Origin of the sequence: Actinomadura logoneensis (assembly GCF_003428695.1) — a bacterium.
GTDB classification, from domain to species: domain Bacteria; phylum Actinomycetota; class Actinomycetes; order Streptosporangiales; family Streptosporangiaceae; genus Spirillospora; species Spirillospora logoneensis.
The window spans coordinates 1-18,096 of sequence record NZ_QURH01000226.1 but is presented as its reverse complement, the minus strand read 5'-3'; the positions used below and the strand labels follow the sequence as shown (position 1 = coordinate 18,096).

The 18,096-nt window shown below is 68.8% G+C and carries 18 protein-coding genes and 1 tRNA gene; 11 read left to right on the top strand and 8 right to left on the bottom strand.

Features of this window, described 5'->3' with window-relative positions:
* Nucleotides 1–4 precede the first annotated feature (4 nt).
* The 7 genes from DZF91_RS13000 (at nt 5) to DZF91_RS12975 (ending at nt 5,903) form a co-directional block, all read left to right on the top strand.
* On the top strand, nt 5–484 hold the full coding sequence (locus tag DZF91_RS13000; protein WP_117357733.1) for a hypothetical protein: 480 nt from the start codon (nt 5–7) through the stop codon (nt 482–484).
* Nucleotides 485–975: 491 nt separating this feature from the next.
* Nucleotides 976–1,329: a hypothetical protein gene (locus tag DZF91_RS12995; RefSeq protein ID WP_147341128.1), complete on the top strand. Its 354-nt coding sequence runs from the start codon at nt 976–978 to the stop codon at nt 1,327–1,329.
* 81 nt (nt 1,330–1,410) lie between these two features.
* Complete coding sequence (locus tag DZF91_RS39745; RefSeq protein WP_158587931.1) at nt 1,411–1,569, top strand: hypothetical protein; 159 nt, start codon at nt 1,411–1,413, stop codon at nt 1,567–1,569.
* 135 nt (nt 1,570–1,704) lie between these two features.
* Nucleotides 1,705–2,190 (top strand): ATP-binding protein, encoded by a 486-nt coding sequence (locus DZF91_RS12990; protein ID WP_158587930.1) that lies wholly within the window; start codon nt 1,705–1,707, stop codon nt 2,188–2,190.
* 550 nt (nt 2,191–2,740) lie between these two features.
* On the top strand, nt 2,741–3,160 hold the full coding sequence (locus DZF91_RS12985; RefSeq protein WP_117357730.1) for a hypothetical protein: 420 nt from the start codon (nt 2,741–2,743) through the stop codon (nt 3,158–3,160).
* The gene (locus DZF91_RS12980) at nt 3,139–3,927 is read left to right on the top strand and encodes a hypothetical protein (protein ID WP_117357729.1); all 789 of its coding nucleotides are present in this window, start codon (nt 3,139–3,141) and stop codon (nt 3,925–3,927) included. The genes DZF91_RS12985 and DZF91_RS12980 overlap by 22 nt, the downstream gene beginning before the upstream one ends.
* Before the next feature lie 827 nt (nt 3,928–4,754).
* Nucleotides 4,755–5,903, top strand: a complete 1,149-nt coding sequence (locus tag DZF91_RS12975) for a hypothetical protein (protein WP_147341127.1) — start codon at nt 4,755–4,757, stop codon at nt 5,901–5,903.
* A gap of 736 nt (nt 5,904–6,639) precedes the next feature.
* Here the strand turns inward: DZF91_RS12975 and DZF91_RS12970 are convergent.
* Nucleotides 6,640–7,173 carry a hypothetical protein gene (locus DZF91_RS12970; protein WP_117357727.1) on the bottom strand — a complete coding sequence of 178 codons (534 nt, stop codon included), beginning with the start codon at nt 7,171–7,173 and terminating at the stop codon, nt 6,640–6,642.
* A gap of 1,171 nt (nt 7,174–8,344) precedes the next feature.
* Between DZF91_RS12970 and DZF91_RS12965 the strand changes: the two genes are divergently transcribed.
* Together DZF91_RS12965 and DZF91_RS12960 are read left to right on the top strand one after the other, a co-directional pair.
* Nucleotides 8,345–8,704, top strand: a complete 360-nt coding sequence (locus DZF91_RS12965) for a helix-turn-helix domain-containing protein (protein WP_235834249.1) — start codon at nt 8,345–8,347, stop codon at nt 8,702–8,704.
* 2 nt (nt 8,705–8,706) lie between these two features.
* Nucleotides 8,707–10,275, top strand: a complete 1,569-nt coding sequence (locus DZF91_RS12960; protein ID WP_147341126.1) for a tyrosine-type recombinase/integrase — start codon at nt 8,707–8,709, stop codon at nt 10,273–10,275.
* Nucleotides 10,276–10,310: 35 nt separating this feature from the next.
* Here DZF91_RS12960 and DZF91_RS12955 read toward each other — a convergent pair whose 3' ends face one another.
* From DZF91_RS12955 to DZF91_RS41980, 6 genes are all read right to left on the bottom strand, one after another.
* Nucleotides 10,311–12,143: a coiled-coil domain-containing protein gene (locus tag DZF91_RS12955; protein ID WP_117357724.1), complete on the bottom strand. Its 1,833-nt coding sequence runs from the start codon at nt 12,141–12,143 to the stop codon at nt 10,311–10,313.
* Nucleotides 12,136–12,597 carry an ABC-three component system middle component 2 gene (locus tag DZF91_RS12950; protein WP_117357723.1) on the bottom strand — a complete coding sequence of 154 codons (462 nt, stop codon included), beginning with the start codon at nt 12,595–12,597 and terminating at the stop codon, nt 12,136–12,138. Before DZF91_RS12950 ends, DZF91_RS12955 begins: the two co-directional genes overlap by 8 nt.
* Entirely contained in the window at nt 12,594–13,622 is a 1,029-nt protein-coding gene (locus tag DZF91_RS12945; RefSeq protein WP_199486600.1) for an ABC-three component system protein, read from the bottom strand. Before DZF91_RS12945 ends, DZF91_RS12950 begins: the two co-directional genes overlap by 4 nt.
* A gap of 624 nt (nt 13,623–14,246) precedes the next feature.
* Nucleotides 14,247–14,322 (bottom strand) — tRNA-Lys (locus tag DZF91_RS12940).
* An 11-nt stretch (nt 14,323–14,333) separates the two neighbouring features.
* Nucleotides 14,334–15,086, bottom strand: coding sequence for a cytochrome P450 (locus DZF91_RS41985; RefSeq protein WP_235834248.1), 753 nt, complete (start codon nt 15,084–15,086; stop codon nt 14,334–14,336).
* Nucleotides 15,050–15,661 (bottom strand): cytochrome P450 family protein, encoded by a 612-nt coding sequence (locus DZF91_RS41980; RefSeq protein WP_235834247.1) that lies wholly within the window; start codon nt 15,659–15,661, stop codon nt 15,050–15,052. Before DZF91_RS41980 ends, DZF91_RS41985 begins: the two co-directional genes overlap by 37 nt.
* Nucleotides 15,662–15,685: 24 nt before the next feature.
* Between DZF91_RS41980 and DZF91_RS12930 the strand changes: the two genes are divergently transcribed.
* Nucleotides 15,686–16,099, top strand: a complete 414-nt coding sequence (locus DZF91_RS12930) for a PaaI family thioesterase (protein WP_117357722.1) — start codon at nt 15,686–15,688, stop codon at nt 16,097–16,099.
* Complete coding sequence (locus tag DZF91_RS12925; protein ID WP_117357721.1) at nt 16,096–16,806, top strand: dienelactone hydrolase family protein; 711 nt, start codon at nt 16,096–16,098, stop codon at nt 16,804–16,806. The genes DZF91_RS12930 and DZF91_RS12925 overlap by 4 nt, the downstream gene beginning before the upstream one ends.
* A 54-nt stretch (nt 16,807–16,860) precedes the next feature.
* Here the strand turns inward: DZF91_RS12925 and DZF91_RS12920 are convergent.
* Nucleotides 16,861–18,096, bottom strand: a 1,236-nt coding sequence (locus DZF91_RS12920; RefSeq protein ID WP_147341125.1) for a helix-turn-helix domain-containing protein, incomplete at its 5' end; no start/stop codon positions are given.

Sequence of the window (18,096 nt, the reverse complement as noted above, 5' to 3'; positions counted from 1 at the left end):
CGCCATGCCTGATCAAGAACCCAACATCCACCCGACCCAAAGCCTGCTCACACCGGACGGGACGACCGCGCTCATCGACGTGGAGATGATCCCCATCGTGCGTGCTCTGTGGTCGGCCGGGCTGACCACGGTCGGCTGCTGCCAGGACTCGGGGGAGTACGCCGAAGCCGCCCGCAACAGCAAGCCCGACCGCGAACCGACCGGCCACGCGGGATACGTGGAGTACTACCGCGGCTGGGCCTGGTTGAAGATGCCGGTCCTCGACGCGACCGCCCTCACCAACGCTCTGGCGGAGACCTCCTTCCGCCGAGCGGTCACGGTGCGCTGGCAGAAAGGATCATGGAGGATCTCCGTCCCCGTCGTGCACGACGAGGAGAGCGGCATGCAGCTCGCTTTGTATGCCCAGATCTATCTGCCGCGCGACCAGCTGAACGGCTTGAGGGAGGTCGTATCCCAACCGTCCTTCGAATTGGCGAAAATCTGATTCGGAAGTGACGGGAAAAGATCAATCACCTTCGACCCGGCCCTGTACCGCACCCCCCAACGTCATCGAACGCTGCATCAACGAGCTCATCACGGTGGAAGCGTCCGCCCGGTCGACGCCCGTGGAGACGTCCTCCTTTGGAGCATGCCGCCGCGGCCATCGCAAGGCGCGCCAGGCGCGGTCCGCCGACCGCAATTTCCCAAGACCGGGGCATCGGGCAAAGCCCGGCGGGTGACCTCCCAGAGGTTCCCCCGACCAAGGGTTGTAGGAGCCCGCGCCCGGAGCAGCAGGACTCAGCGTGGCGGCGAAGTCCTGGCCCGATGCCCCGCCAGCACGCCTCCGGGCGGGACGACTTCCCGATGCGTTCCGCCCGGAGGATTCCAACTCGACTCAGAGGAGGAGCACACGGCATGGCCGACTTTCGTCCTTGCCGGCCCGTACAGGTCCACCCGACCCGTGCCGTGACCGCCCCGGACGGTAAGTCCGTCAGGGTGGACGAGTTGATGGTGCCGCTCGTCAAGGCGCTGTGGGCGTCGGGTTACACCTCGCTGAGGTGTTGTCAGGATGCGGGCCAGGCGATCCGCGCGGGAGGTACTCGCACCCCGGTGGAGCACCGCCCCTTGTACGGCGACTTCTACGAGGGGCTCGCGTGGGTGACGCTGCCGATCGAAGACATGATTCGGTTACGCGCCATAGCCCAGCCGGTGGCGGAGTACCGACGATGGATGGCCTCAGCGCCGATCCGTCAAGGCGGAATGGGGCCTTGGGCGAGCCTGCATTTTCCGACCGACCAGATCGACGACCTCGCCAAGCTGCTGCGGAGCTCGCTCCACGATGCATCGTGAATGGGCCCAGCCGGGGGACTGCCGAGGCGGCGAGCTTCCGCAGACCTCCACGTTCCTGCTCGCCTACACATGCTGCTGGGAATGATCGCCGGTCTGGCGCGCATCCGCACCCTCATCCGAATGGCCACAATCCAGCCCGGCTGGATGATTGCGACCGGTAGAACCCAGGTCCCGTTCGTCGATACGAAGGGAGATTCGGGAAGCAGCGACGTCTATAAGCCCAACTCGGCGGCTGCCTAGGCGGCCGAGGGAGTGCGTGACAGTGGTGTGTCTTGACCTTGATGACGGAGGTGTTGGTCCATGTCGGTCGGTTCGCTCGTGGGACATCCGGGACCGGTGAACGGTCGGCGGGCGAGAGTCAGAGAGGAACACGGGATGGGACTGAAGAAGACACCGCTGGGGACGGCGGGTGAGTGGCTATGGGGGCCGGACGAGATGCGCTGGCGGCGCACATTCTCCGGCCGTCCGGATCAGACGGCGTCGGCACGTGACTTCGCCGCGGCCTTGTTCGCCGGGACGGCATGCGTGGACGTGGTGAAGTTCGTGGTGTCGGAGCTGACCGCCAACACCATCCGCCACACACGGACCTGCCAGGACGGCGGCTGGTTCGGGCTGGAGCTGGTGTACGACGACCCGGCCTACATCGCAGTGGTCGACAACGGGGGCGGGGGCATCCCGACCGTGAAGCCCCCGGTGGATCTGATGGCCACCAGCGGCCGGGGGCTCTACCTGGTGTCCCAGCTTGCCTACAGGATGGGCATCGAGGGCAGTCCGGAGCTGGGGCACAAGGTCTGGATCGAGTTCGGTCTCGACAAGCCCATAGACGACCCGTTCGGCTGGCCGGCCTCGGCTGTCTCGTAGCGGGGACCAGCCTGCGGATATCAGGCTGGTCCCCGCACGCAGGATACGGGAACCGCTTCCAGGACCCCGCCCATTCCGTCGATATCGGACGCAACGGGCGGGGTCTTCCTGTTTGCCGAGGCGTCCGACGACGAGGGTATGCGCACTAACACTCAGTTTCCTCGGTTGCGATGCTCCAGGTGGCTGGCGCGCTAAGAAGCGTTCCATGCCTGGACACATGGGGATTCCCGCCTCGCCGGTGTCGGTCGCCCTCGCGGTGAGGTCCCCCGTACACGCGGGGATGGCGTCTACGGGTGACGTCACGATCGAGTCAAGGGTGCCGAGCGGAGGCTGGCCCGCTCTTGTGAGCTGTGGGGGCACCTTCTGAGCTGCTCGCCGTTGTTGAACAGCTACGAAGAGTAGCCAGGAGGTTTGGGTGGTGGTCTCTCGTCGGCTGACCGGCCTCGGAGCGATCTGTGCCGTTGGCGGCGCCTTGCTGTGTGCCGGGTGTTCGGAGCATGGTGCGGCTGGCGATCCGGTCAGGGGCCATTTCCCATCGGCAGCGTCGCCGGTGACCGCCGAACAGGCCGTGACGGATGCGTACACCGCCTACTGGGATGCCTCGCCACGGGCGGCGGTTCTTCCCCGGGAGCAGGGCCGGGCGGTGCTCGCACCGTACTCGGAGCCCACACACACCGAGAAGCTCCTGGACGGCGCCGCGAACTGGCAGCGCAAGGGGGTCGAGCCGTGGGGACGCGTGATCGTCCACGTCACCTCAGTGAAGGTGAACGGGCATTACGCGCGGGTCACTGACTGCCAGGACGTGTCACACGCCGGTATCGCCCGGGCCCGCACCCACCAGCTGATTCCCGGAACCGCGGGGAGTCCTCGCGTGGAGATCGCGGCGGACATGCTGCAGGGCGCGGATGGCCGGTGGCGGCTCAAGCAGAAGATGCTGATGGGGAACCGATGCGAGCCCTCGCGTTCATGACTCTGGCGGGGTGGACGCTGTGCCAGCCCCTGACGGCGGCGTCTGCGCTCGCCAGTGATCCGCGCCCGCAGCGGGGCGTGGTGACGCACGCCTTCGGCTACGACCCCTGGGCCGTGGTTCCCGCTGCGCCGAAACGCTCGCCGGGAGGGAAGGCCGCGGCACCGGCTCGCGGCTCAACGCCCACGGTGGTGCCCACCGCGGTTGAGATCGGTTCGTGTCTGCTGGCCAAGGGGACGGTTACCTCGATCGAGTGCAAGCCGCTGCCCCGGGGCGGGGATGGTCCGTCGCCGGAGGTGCTGGCGCAGCGTGCGGTGGCGCACCTGGTGCTGCCGTCGCCGGTGATCCGGACGGCACCACCGCGCAAGCATGACGGTCTGGTCGGGTTGCCGGAGTTCTTCTGGGCCGACCGAGCGCATTGGCGCCCGCGCACGCAGCGGGCCTCAGCGGGGGGAGTGTGGGCGGAGGTCGCGGCCACGCCCTCGCGACTGAACATCAGGCCCGGAGACGGCGAGGTGTTGTCGTGCGACGGGCCGGGCACGCCCTACGACCTTTCCCGGGCACCCGCCGGCCAAGACCACACCTGCACCTATACCTATCAGCGTTCCTCGGCAGGCTTGCCCCACTCGGCTTACCGGGTGACGGCCGAGGTCGTGTGGAAGGCGACCTGGGTCGGCTCAGGCGGCGTCGGGGGCGAATTGCCATCGCTGACCAGATCTTCCGGCTTCCGGCTGCGCATCGCCGAGGCGCAAGCGCTGACGACGCATTGAGTGGGCGATGACTGCAGGCGAGACGCAAAAGCCTTCAGTTGCAGCCCGCCGAATTCGCCCGTCTCAAAGGCACTGTGTTCACTGAGGTGATGAGACGGCTTCAGTGACTTATCCAGTGGCCTGGTTTTCTGCATCCCCGCTCAGCTGGCGCTGTGGTTGGTCTGTGTTAATTCGAGGCTGCGCCTCCTCAATCCTTTGAGTGGTCTGCAAGCGCCTTCTTTCGGGCAAAGGTGGGCAAGGGGTATCGATGCGATGGGGGTGTTGTGGGGGTGTCTTGAGTGGCGTACGGGGGTGTCGTCTGGACAGAAACCCCTAGAGGATATAGAAGCTGCAGGTCAATGGGTATCTGGGGCCGTTCTGAGCGCCCCGACTTGTCCTCCTGGACAACCCTGGTAGTAGGTGCGCGCGAAGCGAGGGCTGAGCCCTCCGAGGTGTTACACCCTCTCCCTCCTCCTTGGCTCCCCCCTTCTTTCCGTCTGAATAACTGCGGAACGTCTCCTGTGGTGCCCTGTGGCCGGCCTTCGTGGAGTGAGGCGACGCCTTCCGCTGGAAAGGCGCACGTCGAGATGGCGTGACGTCGCCGTGGATCTTCTTGAGCGAAGGTGCTTTCCTGTCCGGGAGAGGTGTTCGGGGCCACATGAATGTGTCTTCTTTCGAGGTAGTGGGTGGTGCGGGCGAAGTCAAGTTCTTCGCGGTCAACGGCGCTAGGTTGTTCGGGTGTTCATTTGGTTGTTAGGGAAGCCTCTCCAGCCGTTTGGGTAATGCTATTCGTGGCGTGTTCGGCGTGTGGAATGGCGACTATCGAGGGATGCTGTATGTAGAACAAAATGCACGGTCCCCGGTTCCGGCGGGCGCAATGGCCCCGCGCCGGGATGGCGAAAAGGAGAAATAGAATGGCCGCGAACACCATCACCGCCCCCGAGAACACCACCCCCGACGCGACACCGGACGCGACACCGGACGCCGCCGTGGACGCGTCGGCCGGTCCGGGCTACCCGGCGGGTTGGGACGACACCGCGCGGCGGGTGTGGGACGCGCTGACGGCCACCGGCGGCGGCACGGTCGCCACCATCGCCAAGACGGCGAAGGTGTCTCAGAAGGTCACCCGGGACGTGTGTGAGATGGGGGCGGCGGCGGGCGTGGTGACGCGTGAGGGGGACGTGTGGCGTCCCGCCCCGGCCGTCCCCGCCCCTGAGACGAACGCCGCCCCCGACACCGCCACGGACGCGACGCCGGACGACGCGACGGACGCGACGCCGGACGACGCGATGGACGCGACGCCGGACGACGTGACGCACGAGCCGGACGCCTCGGCCTCGGCCCCGGCCCCGGCCCCGGCCCCGGTTGCGGGGTTGACGCCGGAGAAGATCGCGGAGGCGATGCGGATCATGGCTGAGGAGGCCGACCGGCGGGCGGCGGCGAAGGCGGATCTGGAGGAGCGTCAGCGTCGGGAGGAGGCTCGCCGGGCGGAGATCGAGGCGGAGTTGGCGCGGGCGCGCGCGGCGGAGGCGGCGCGTGAGGGGTTGGCGGATCTGATCGCGTCGGCGACGGCGGCGTATGCGGCGGTGGCGGCCGACGCGAACACTGATGCGATCAGTGCCGCGCTTGCGCCGGTGTTCGGCGCGGCGAACACGTTGGCGGCTGTGACCGGCAACACCCGCGCCCGCCGTGCCCGTCTCACCGGCGGCGGGGGGCGGGTTCCGGTGGGTGGGCCGGTCGGTACGGGGGACCGTAAGTCTCCGGCGCCGTTGCGTCCGGCGGTGGCCGCGCACCTGAACGCCCACCCCGGCACCGACTTCACGCCGGGGGAGATCGCGCGGGTGTTGGACCGGTCGTCCGGCGCGGTCGCCAACGCCCTGGCCACCATGGCCAACCAGGGCGAGGCCGTGCTGACGTCCGAACGCCCGATCCGCTATCGCGCCAACGTCCCGGCCACCGCCGACGGTGCCGCGTCCGGCACGGACACCACCGCATAGCACCCGACGTCAGGGGCGGGGCCGGACAACCGGCCCCGCCCCTGACGTTTGCGGCCGTCCGCCGAACACACGACCCGCCCATCCTCGTCCGGCCCCGTCACGCGTCCTCACGACGCGCGGCGGGGCCGGACCCGTGTGTTCCCGGACGGACGCGGGCGGTGCGCGTATCCGTGGTCACGGCGGCAGTTGTCGCCCGGTGACCCGTGCGAGGAACGGTTGCCGCCGGTGTGATGCCCCCGGCCGCCCCGGTACGGTGCCGGACGCGGATGCTCGGGCGTCCCCGGTGGGTGCCGTCCGCCCGTCCGGGGGCATGGGGCCGGACACGCCGCGCGGGGCCACCGCCCGCCACATGCGCCGGGTGGTGTCCCCGTTCCCGTCCAGGGTCAGGGGCGACCGGGACGGGCGCGTCACGCTTTCACCAGATCGGGTCACGCCGAGTACCGGTACGCCGGAACAGTCCGGCGCGTGGTGGCGGCATGGGGCGCGAGGAAGGCCGCACTGCTGTTCGCCAGTCTTCTCTGGGGCTGTCGCGCGGTCTCGCCTCTGTTCAAGCCCCCAGGCCAGGCACCTTGAGGTGCTGGGGCCACGCAGGGGCCCGTGTATCTCGAAGTTCGGTGGACGGCCGCCCGGTGCTCCCCCCCCGGGGCGGCCCGATTCGGGGCACAGCGGTCCGTGGGTGAAGAGGTCTCGGGAGGGACGCCTGTCGGCCGTCCCTCCCGATACTCATGGATTCTCGTTATGACCGGTCGGTTATGAAGGGATTGGCGATCTCGTAGGGGTCGAGGTCGCCGCGTGCGGGCGCGTCCTCGAGGTTGACCCAGAACACCCCCGGCTGGGTGTCGTTGCGGTGGTCGATGTGCTGGAAGGTGCCGCCCTCCCGCCATGCCCGCTCGGTGAAGATGTGCGCGGGGAACAGGTAGACCTTCGCTTGGGCGGCGTCGGTGGCCAGGCGGTCCTCGCTGATCGGGTACTTCACGGGCTTGGTGGTGGCCGGGTAGAGGATCAGGGCCGCCCAGTCCAGGCGGCCGGACCAGGCGCGGCCGGGGCAGGTCAGGCCCGGCCGGAAGGGCAGGACGCCGATCTGGCCCTCGTGCATGTCCAGGGTGGTGCCCGCGTCGTCGGGCGACAGCAGCGAGACCAGGGCGAGCGGGTCCACCAGGCTGCATACCTGTCGGGCGACCAGCGCGGGGACGGCCGAAACGGCGTCCCGGGCGCTGGATGGGGCGGGCTCGCGCCCCACGGGCGGGATGGTGCGGTCGTCGTGGCTCATGTCGGGTGATGCCCTTTCGATCGGACGACGCCGGACCGGGGCCACGACCGGGGACCGGTGCACGGGGCACCGGACGGGACGGGCCGGGATGGTCCGCACGCCGTATGCGTGTTCGGTCCCGGATGGGGCCGGACGCGCATGCACCCGCGCCTCCCCGACCGAGGACAAGCCCGCGTTGACCCGGGTGCAGCCTCGGCGGAGTCGCCGACCTCGCTCAACCCGCCGGCGAGGGGATGAGGGCCGGTTCTTCATGGGGTGGGGCCTGGGCGCGGGCTTGTGCTGCGCGGGAGATGGTGGAGAGCAGAAAGGGGGTTGGGGCGCCTCGCGGCTGTCTCATCCTTTGTCCGCGGTGGTGGTCTTAGGTGGTCGGGCGGCGGGCGTGCTGTGCGGACTCGCGCCACGGTGGCACGCGTGAGCCAGAACGGTTCAAGGCGAGCAGCTGCGGCGGGTACCTGCTGGACGTGGACGCCGGTTGTTCGGGGCGTCGAGGTGGGCGCGGTGGTCGCCAGGTGCCGCCGCTTGGACGTTGGCCGGTGCGTGGTGGTGCCCGTCAGGCCAAGAGGCCCGGGGTGGTGCTCACGCTGGATCTCGGCCAGTGAGCTCGCAGACGGGGGCGCGGCTGATCACCACGTTTCGGCCCGCTGAACGGATCAGTGCGGGAACGGCGAGAGTCGGGCCTGCTGCTCTGGCACCTGCCGGAGCAGCAGGCGGTGCTCTGGTCGATGGCCGTGCCGTCTTCCGGGTGAGGAAGGCAGCGGAACGGATGCCGTCTGGCCTCCATCGCGCTCTGGCGATCGACGGGCTGATCATTGGCGGTTCACAGGCTGAACGGCATCGCAGGATCAAAGGCCGGGCTCGCCAGCCGTAGCACGTGCGCCGGATCTTTACCTTCCCAGGCGTCCAATCTCTGGCGGTCTCGGTCTTCTAAGCGAGTGAACAGGGGGGCGGGTGGCCGCCGCGGGGTCACCTCGCCCGAGCAGCGACGGACTGGACCTTGAGCGGGGAGACAAGCGTGCATCCACGCATGTTCACCGCCATCATCACCCACCCGCCAGCGGCCCGAACGGCCGTCCGGCAAGTGCGAACGCCCCAATCCGGCGCGGCAGCGCGGCCCGCGATTCATCGCGCAACCTTCCCTGCCTTCACCCGCCATCCGAAACGAGGACGTTCTGTGCCTGACCCCACCACCGCCCACACTCCCAAAAGGCCCGCGAGGACGCGCCGCCGTACCTCGTCCGGGCCGGTACCGGTCTCCCCGCCGGAGGCGCGCCGCGAGCCGCTGGTGCGCCGGGGGCTGACGGCAGGGCAGATCCGGGAGCTTCCCGCCACGATCGACCTGGTCACCGCCGCCCGCGCGCTGGGGGTCGGCCGTACCAAGGCATACGAGCTCGCCCGGACCGGCACGTTCCCGCTCCGGGTGTGGAAGGTCGGCCGTTCCTATCGGGTGTGCACCAGCGACCTGCAGACCTTCCTCGGCCTCACCCCCGCCAACGCGCCCGGTGCGGCGGGCTCGGACCGGGCTGGGCGGTGACCGTGGCGCGTAGGGGAAGCACCTTCAAATCGTGCGGCTGCCGTGACGAGGCGGGCCGCAAACTCGGCCGCAAGTGCCCCAAGCTGTACCGGGCCGTCGGGCGGTGGAGCAGCACCCATGGCAAGTGGAACTACCAGTTGGAGATGCCGCCCAACGCCGACGGCACCCGGCGCGGCCCTTTGCGCCGGGGCGGGTACCTGCGGGTCGAGGACGCCGAGCAGGAGATGGAGCAGGCCCGGGAACTGCTCAACATCGCCGGCGAGGACAGCTGTCTCGCCACCAAGATCGCCGACCTGATCATCGCGACGGTCGCGGCGACCAGGCAGCTGCCCCTGCCCGAGGAGGTCCGCCGGAAAGTCCGCACCGGTCAGAACCTCGCCGAGGTGATCACGGTGGGCGAGTACCTGTCGCAGTGGCTGCGGGGACGCAAAGGTCTGCGGGAGAGCACCCGCCGCGCCTACGCCAGTCACATCAAGCTGTACCTCATCCCCTACCTGGGGCATCTGCGGCTGGACCGGCTCCGGGTCGCCGACGTGGACCGCATGTTCGAGGAGATCGACGAGTTCAACGACCTGATCCTCCGCGCCCGCGAGACCGGCGACCCGGAGCTGCGCCGTCTGGTGAAAGGACGGCGGGTGGTCGGGGCGGCGAGTAAGCAGCGCATCCGCGCGACCCTGCGCAGTGCCCTGACCAGGGCGGTGAAGGAGCGGCGGGTGGAGGTGAACGTGGCCGCCCTCGTAGATCTCCCGTCCGGGAAGGCGCCCAAGGCGCTGATCTGGACGCCCGAACGCATCACCCAGTGGCGCAAAGACCTCGCCACCTACACCGCCGCCATCAACGCCCGCCGCGAACGCCTGCGCGGCCACGACCCCGGGCGCGGGCAGGGCAACAAGATCAACCGCATCGACGCCTACATCGGTGCGCCCCGCCCGTCCAAGGTCATGGTCTGGACACCCGCCCTGACCAAACGCTTCCTGGAACGCGCCGAACGACACTGCTGGTACGCCCTGTACTACCTGATCGCGTTCCGTGGACTGCGGCGCGGGGAGGCCTGCGGCCTCCGCTGGAGCGATGTGGACCTGGACGAGGGCACCGTCACGATCCGCTGGCAGATCATCCAGATCGGCCCCGACACCTTCGAGGGCAAACCCAAAACCGACGCCGGAGAAGCCACCATCAGCCTGGACGCCTCCACCGTCACCGTCCTGCGCGCCCACAGGGCCCGGCAGAACACCGAACGCCTCGCCGCCGGAGACGCCTGGAACGATTACGACCTGGTCTTCACCGACCGACTCGGGAACCCGGTCCGCCCCAACCACGTCACCGACCAGTTCGAGCGTCTGTCGATGGAGACCGGGCTGCCGCCCATCCGCCTGCATGACCTGCGCCACGGGGCGGCCTCGTTCCTGCTCGCCGCAGGGCACGACATGAAGACCGTCCAGGAGACACTTCGCCTGTCATCGCTGGCGATCGCCGCCGACATCTACACCAGTCTGCTGCCGCAGTTGGCCCGCAAGTCCGCCGAAGACGCCGCCGCCATCATCCTCAACGCCGACACGACCTCTGTCTAACCGGCCTGCCGCTTTCGTGACTCTACTTCCTGGCACTAGCGCAGGAAGGTGGGGAAGAAGCCTGCTCGCTGGCCTCCGGTTCCGGTGAAGTGGTAGGTGGTGGCCTCTGAGAGCACCTTGGTCGGCGGGTCGCCGTTCTCGATGACTATGGCTTGGCCAGGAAAAGTCAGCATGTCTTTGTAGAACCGGTCGACGACGGTAGAGGTCAGTTCGACATCGGGGACTTCGTCAGGTTCCGGGCCGCGGTAGGTGACCACTGGTGAGTCCAGGACGACGAAGCCGAGATGGTGCAGGTCTCGGCCCATGCAGAAGCGGGCCAGCGCCGTGGTGAACGCTGAGTGCAGGACGGATCGCACGCCTTTGCCACGTCCCGCCCGGGTGCGTCCGCCCGCTCGGATCTCGGCATGGTACTGATCGTATTCTGCGTGATCGACACCTGGGACCTGCCATGCGTTCAGAGTCTGTTGGAGGATGGAGTCGAAATCGCCCAGGATGTTCGTCGGGATGTGCTGGGTGGCACGGGTGGCGGAGACGGCTCCTGCACCGACTAGGCTGGAGCGTTTTTCATCCAGCTCTGCGATGCGTTTGTGCAGTTCCAGGTCCCGCTCGATAGCGGAGCGCTCCTCCACAAGCTCTTCGATGTCCGATCGGATAAGTGCGATTCCACCTTCTAGTTCGGCGATGATCTGGTCCCAGACGGAGATTTGGGACTGGGCCTCAACTCGACGATTGATAAGGACGGTCTGTTCGCCGTCCAGATCGGTGATGGTGGGCAGCAAATCTTCGAGTAGAGCGGACGTCTTGGCGGCCTCCGCCTCCACAGCTATGTGAAGCTGAGTGGTTTCCTCCACACTATGGTTGGGATGTTGGTGCTCGCGTTCTGCACCACAGAACACGCAGGTGCCGATCTGGAAGTAGCCCAGGATGCTGCCAAACTCATTGACCATCGCCAGACGTTCAAGGTCCGAGCGGTACTGGGACTCCAGTAGTCGAAAACGGCTCAGCAGGTCACTGACTTCGGTTAGTCGCTCATCGATGACGGCCAGTTCTCTAGCGGTGTCCATGCGGGAGTCGATTGCCTCGCTATGAGATTCATTGACTTGGCGCAGCGGGCCGGATTGATCCTCCAATGCTCCACGGATTCGGATGAGTCGGTCGCGCAGTTGGCGGTCGTTCTCCTGCGTGGTGAATTTGGAGGACAGGTCCGCGGCGAGCTGGTCCAGGAGCTGTATCTGTCCCTTGTGGACGCGGCGTTGACCGGCGTTGAGACCGGTTTCCACGGAAGGATCTCCCTCGCCGGTGACTAGGAAGCGCATGACAGACAGCTCTGCGGTGCGGGTCGTGGCTGTACCCGTACGTAGCACCGGAGGCAGCTGACCGATCATGCGGTGCTCGGTGACCAGGGACAGATGCACCAGGTCGGTCAGGGCGAGGGGGCGAGTTCCGCCCGCTTCGTTCTTGCGAATCAGGATCTCGTCCAGGCCCAGTGCGCGCAGCAAGTGGATCGAGAGGCTGTTCTTGCTGCGGATACTGTGGACTGCGGTAACTGTCCTATCCGGTATACGGATCACCTGGTCGCGCAGATCCTCGTTGTGCAGGTGGATACTGTTGCTCTCAGGGGCGCGGACCAAGGTCAGGGGGCTGCCGTCCGGCATGAGTAGCCCCAGAAGAATTTGGGTGTAGCCGTCCGCCTCCCGCACCATAGTCAGGTCGGTGCCACCCAGCATGTACTCGATCGATTTGACGATGAAGGACTTGCCGGTGTCGGAGGTGCCGTAGATGACGGTCAGGTCTGGCCCAAAGACGATCTGTGCCGGAGGCATATTGGAGCTGGCGTAGGTGAGATGGGTCAGCTGCAGCTCAGTCACGACGACCCTCGCTCGGCCTAGGTGTGGGAAGCGAGCCGTTGAGCAGTTCCGCTGTGGCGGCGCGCACGTCGGTCCCCGGCGCCCAGTGGTGCACGGCCCACTCGGCCCGCTCGCGCAGACGCGCCACATAGGGGGCCTCGAGGATGTCGACGAAAGCGGGCCCGCGCTCGGTAGTGCAATAGACCAGGCCGGTCTCGTCCGGTTTAACGCTGGCGAGCCCGGCGCGAATCAGCACCAGCAACGCTTGTTCGAGCACGGTGCGCTTCATGCCCAACTCGCCCGTATGGCCGGGCAGGGACGGGTGCAGGCTTGGCGGGCCGTCGAGGTCACCACTGTGTAAAACGGCATGATCTAGCACGGCTAGCTGTGCCAGATCTAGAGGCTGGGGGTGGCTCTCTGCCAGCAGAACCAGAGCTCGCACCCCAATCTCCAACGGGCTGTTGAGCGGGTTCATTCGGACCCCTCTGCCTCACACCACGTTAGCCGGCCATCGTTCGCTAGGTGATGGCATACCCCCTTGCGGTCCAGGGGCCTCACGTACTGGCTGAGAACTGTTTCAGTTAGAGCAGTGACCCCGGCCGCTTCGAGGACAGCCTGTAGACGGTCCCAGCCAAGTGTGAAGGTTCGGTCGGACACCTCCACCGCTATGGTGTGGACGTCGTCCAAGATCGCGTCGAAGTGTCCGTCTGGATAGGCGTCGCGGGCGAAGCGTCGCAAGGATTCAGCGCTGTAGAACGCCTCGCGCTGACGCCGCATATGGTCGCCGGCCTTGGGGTGCTGGGCGATCAGTTCCAGCGTGTCGGCCGCGTTCTTCCAACGCTCGGCATACACCTTCACAAGCTCTTGGACGTAGCGGGCCTCGCCGGGACTGTGCTGGTCCGGAGGTTGCAGGATGGCAGGGCGTTCGCGCGGCACGTCGACGAAGCGTGTTGCCCAAGCCGGGGTGGTCTTGTGCTGGGCAAGCATCTGGTCCAGGTCAATCGGTACGAACATGGAGAAATCTGTCTGCTGGCCCAGCTCCGATACACGCCGCTGCTCCTCCTTCGTCAGTCGGGTGATGACCTCGTCGTTGGTTCCCGCCAGATCTTTCAGGAACATCGCACGGGCCTTGCTTGGCTTCGCGAGAGTCTGCCGTAGGGTACGAGCGATTACAGGGGCGACGAAGACGTACTGAGTTGGCAAGACGAAGTGTCCCAGCACCACGCTAACGAACATCTTCCGCATCTCAGCCGAGGCTGTACTCCAGCTCAAGGCACCCTTGTAGCGCTTGCACTGGTAGTTGTCCCATGACCCTTCCAAGCCATCCTTGGTCCGGTAGCCAGCCACATCGATCCCATGATCTCCGCTACCGCCGTGCCGCTCCACTCGCACGTACAGCGGATTCAGTGCTGGAACCCACTCCTTGACGAACTCCTCGAACTCGTCCGGGTCATAGCCGAAGACGATCTTCTTGGGGCTCGGCATGAAGGGGAACTGCATCGCCGGGCCCCTGAGCACCAAGGCTGGCTCGGCGGGGTCGCCTGGTGGCACACACGGCTGTTCCGACACGTTCCCCCTTGAAGCCCCGACCGGTGCCGCTAGAACGGCTACAACAATGGATACCATTGATGGTTTAATCGCAACAGAGCCAATTTTGATGCACCGACAGTGATGCATCAGGCGTCACGGCACATAGATCGCCTCAGCTGCACGTCCTGAATGGGGCAGGGGGGCCGTCGGTGTCGGCCGAACTTCCCACGCCGTCGGCCTCCGAGAGCCGGCTGCCTGACCGCATGGCGGTAACAGGACCTAGCCGCCAACGGCACACACGCGACGGATCACGTCCTGGGGGACGACGCGGATCCCCATCAACGACCCGCCCCACGGCCCCACAGCGCCCCGGACGGCCCCCACGCGCCGAACGGGCCCACACGGGCGGCAACGGCATCAGCCGTATCACGGCGGTTCATGGGCGCACGTACCGACAACGAAAACCGGGGGGTGACCGGGGGGAACGTGGGCCGCCGGACGACCACGGAGCAGCCATGGAGCAGCCACGGGGACGAACTACCCCAAACATGGCGCAGGGCAAACGCGGCATTCTCGCGTTTGCCCTGGTCAGGGTGGTGGGTCGCGTGGGACTCGAACCCACAACCTACGGATTAAAAGTCCGGAGCTCTGCCAATTGAGCTAGCGACCCGTTGGGCGATCCTACCCGGAACGGGGTCGAGTGTAGGTGGGGGGTGGCGGGGGCGCATCCCGGTATCGGGGGGTGATGTGGACGGGGAGGTGCTTCAGGCCGTTCTGGAAGTTGGAGACGAGGCGGACGGGGGTGCCGGTGAGGGTGATGTCGAGGGGGAGGAGTTCGCGGTAGATCGCGCGCATCTGGGTGCGGGCCAGGTGGGCGCCGAGGCAGAAGTGGGGGCCGAAGCCGAAGCTGACGTGGTCGTTGGGGGTGCGGGTGATGTCGAAGCGGTCCGGGTCGGGGAAGACGGCGGGGTCGCGGTTGGCCGAGGCGTGGTAGACGACGACCTTCTCGCCGGCGCGGATCGTCCGGCCGGCGAGGGTGAGGTCGCGGGTGGCGGTGCGGCGGAAGTCCATGACGGGTGGCCAGAAGCGGAGGATCTCCTCGACGGCCGTGTCGAGGAGGGACGGGTCGTCGCGGAGGCGGCGGAACTCGTCCGGGTGCTGGAGGAGGGTGAGCAGGCCGCCGGGGATGCCGTTGCGGAGGGTCTCGTTCCCGGCGACGGCGAAGAGGAAGAACATGTTCTCGAACTCGGGGCGGGTGAGGCCGCCGGCGAGCATGCGGGACATGATGTCCTCGCCCGGGGTGCGGCGCTTCTCGTCGGCGAGGGCGTGGGCGTAGGCGAACATGTCGCGGAGGGCGGCCTGGGAGCGGGGGTTCACCGGACGGCCGTCCGGGCGGGTCAGGGCGGGGCGCCGGGCGGCGGAGGCGCGGCCCATGGGGCTGAGGGCGTCGAGTCGGCGGTGGACAGGCCCGCGTAGTCGGCGTCCTGGTAGCCGATGATGCGGGACGCCCAGTCGTACAGGAGGCGGCGGTCCTGGTCCGGGATGCCCATGATGTGGGCGAGTGTCCAGACGGGCAGGTCGGCGGCCAGGTCGACGAAGTCGGTCTCGCCGCGGGCGGACGCGACGAGGGCGCGGGCCCGGTCGGTGATCGTCCGCTCCAGGGCGCGGACGGCCCTCGGGGTGAACGCGGCGGCGACGATGCGGCGGGTGCGGGAGTGGTCGGGCGGGTCCTGGTTGAGCATCATGGCCCGGACGAACTCCAGGTCCTCCGGGGTGTCGGGGTCGCGGATCTGGGTGGCGCCGAGGTGGGACGAGAAGTCGGCGGCGGTGCGCAGGACGTGCTTGACGTCCGCGTGCCGGAAGACGGCCCAGTAGCCGGGGCCGGACGGCCAGGGGCCGACGGGCGGTTCCGGGATCCGGCAGACCGGTGAGGTCGCCCGGAGCCGGGCGAAGGTGTCGTAGGGGACGCCGTCGGCGTAGGTGGCGGGAAGGAAGACCTCCGCGGGCATGATTCCAGCGTGCATCATGACGGGGTGACGGTAGAAGAGGCGGAGAAGGTCCTGCGCGAGAACTTCGCGCCGTGGGTGCTCGACCTCGGGTTGCGGGTCGAGGAGGTCGGGGAGGGCACCGCGCGGCTGCGGCTGCCCTGGTCGGGGCGGCTGGCCCGGGAGGGCGGCGGGCTCAGCGGGCAGGCGCTGATGGCGGCGGCCGACACGGCGACGGTGCTCGCGGTGGCCGGGGCGCGCGGCGGGTTCGTGCCGATGACGACCGTCCAGTTGCAGACCACGTTCCAGCGGGCGGTGCGGGACGCGGACGTGCTCGTGGACGTCCGGCTGACCAAGCTGGGACGGACGCTGGCGTTCGCGGACGTCGCGATGGCCGCGGACGGGCGTCCGGACGACCTGGTGGCGCACGCCACGGCGGTTTACGCGATCCTGGGCGGATGACGAAGCGCACCGAGGCCGTCCGCGTGCCGGACGGCGAGTTCTCCCTGCACGTGTGGCTGCCGGAGAAGGGCAGCGGACCCGGGATCCTGCTCATCCAGGAGATCTTCGGGGTCGGCGACTACATGGCCGCCGTCGCCGAGGACCTGGCCGCCCTCGGCTATGTCGTGGCCGCGCCGGACATGTTCTGGCGGCTGGAGCGCGACTGGACGGTCGAGCACAGCGAGACGATGATGGCCGAGGCCGGCGACAAGGCGTCCCGGTTCGACTGGGAGCGGGGCCAGGCCGACCTGGAGGCGGCCCTCGACCGGCTGCGCGGGCTGCCGGAGGTGTCCGGCGGGGTGGGCGCGGTCGGGTTCTGCTTCGGCGGGTCGCTGGCGTACCTGCTCGCGGCCAACGCGTCCGGGAAGCTGGACGCCGTCGTGTCGTTCTACGGCTCGCGCGTTCCGGGCCTGCTGGACCGGGCGGGGGACATCACCGTGCCGATCCAGTTCCACTTCGGCGGGTCCGACCCGTACATCCCGCGCGAGGAGATCACCAAGGTCGAGGAGGCGTTCGCCGGGCGCGGGAACGTCGAGTTCCACGTGCAGGAGGACGGCGGGCACGCCTTCCACAACCGGACCTCGCCGATCTTCCACCAGCCCGAGCCCGCCGCGCGCGCCTGGGCGCTGACCGAGGACTTCCTCGCCCGCCGCCTGCCCGTGTCCTGAGCGCCAAGGGCCGCGCCCGTGTCCTGACCGCCGGGGGCCGCGCCCGCCGGAGGCTCAGGCGGGCGTGGCCAGCGGGATGCGGGACAGTTCGCGGCGGGACGAGACGCCGAGCTTCGGATACGCCTTGTACAGGTGGTACTCGACGGTCCGGGGGCTGAGGAAGAGCTGCGCGGCGATCTCGCGGCTGCTGACGCCCTCGGCGGCGAGCCGGACGACCTGGAGCTCCTGCGGGGTCAGGCGGTCCAGCGGGGCGGTGGCGGCCGGGACGGTCGGGGCCGTGCCCTCGCCGCTGGCGCGCAGTTCGGCGCGGACGCGGCCGGACCAGGGGGTGGCGCGCAGCCGGTCGAAGGTCTCCAGCGCGGAGTGCAGCCGGGGCCGGGCGTCCGAGCGGCGGCGGTGGCGGCGGAGCCATTCGCCGTAGGCCAGTTCCGTGCGGGCCTTCTCGAACGGGCGCGTGGCCTGGTCGTGCAGCTCCAGGGCCCGGACGAACGGCTCCTCGGCGTCGGTCAGCAGGGCCTCGCAGCGCAGCGCGAGGGCCCCGGCCCACGCCTGGCCGCTCGTGTCGGCCCAGCGGGCGAGCCGGGCCCGCGCCGTGGTGGCCGGTTCCGGACGGTCGGTCCGGAGGGCCGCCTCGACCAGGTCGGCGGACGCGGCCATCGCCTCGGCGGCGTGCCGGTGCGGGCCGCGGAAGACGTCCTCCAGGCGGCGGACGACCTCGTCGTGGCGTCCCAGGGCGAGATCGAGGAGGGCACGGGTGAGGTCCGCGGACGGCAGGCCGGCCGTGAGGGCGCGCGCTCCGGTCTCGTCGCCCTGGAGGGCGGCCAGCCGGGCCAGGACGGCCGCGCCGCGCGGTCGCAGGCCGGTGTCGCGGGCCAGTGCCCGGGCCTCGGTGGCGGACGCCTCGGCGTCGGCGTGCAGGCCCATCGCGAGCTGCACCCGCGCGAGCGCTTCCAGCAGGTCGGGCAGCGCGCCGATCCGGCCCTGGCGGCGGGCCTGGGACACGGCGGTCGTCGCCAGGTCGAAGGCCCGCTCGTCCGCGCCGAGGACGACGGCGGCCTGGAGCGCGTCCGGTCCGCCGTCGCGGACGGCCCGGTCGAGCAGCGGCAGGCCGGTCGCGTAGTCCTCGGCCGCGAGGGCGGCGAGGCCGGAGGTGAACGGGTCGTCGGCGAGCCGGGACGCGGCGGCCCGGACGGATCCGGTGTCGCCGCTCGTCCAGGCGTGGGCGGCGGCGGCGCGGAGCATCCGCCGGACGTCGGAGGGCGCGGCGTCGTCCGCGTGGGCCAGCAGGAG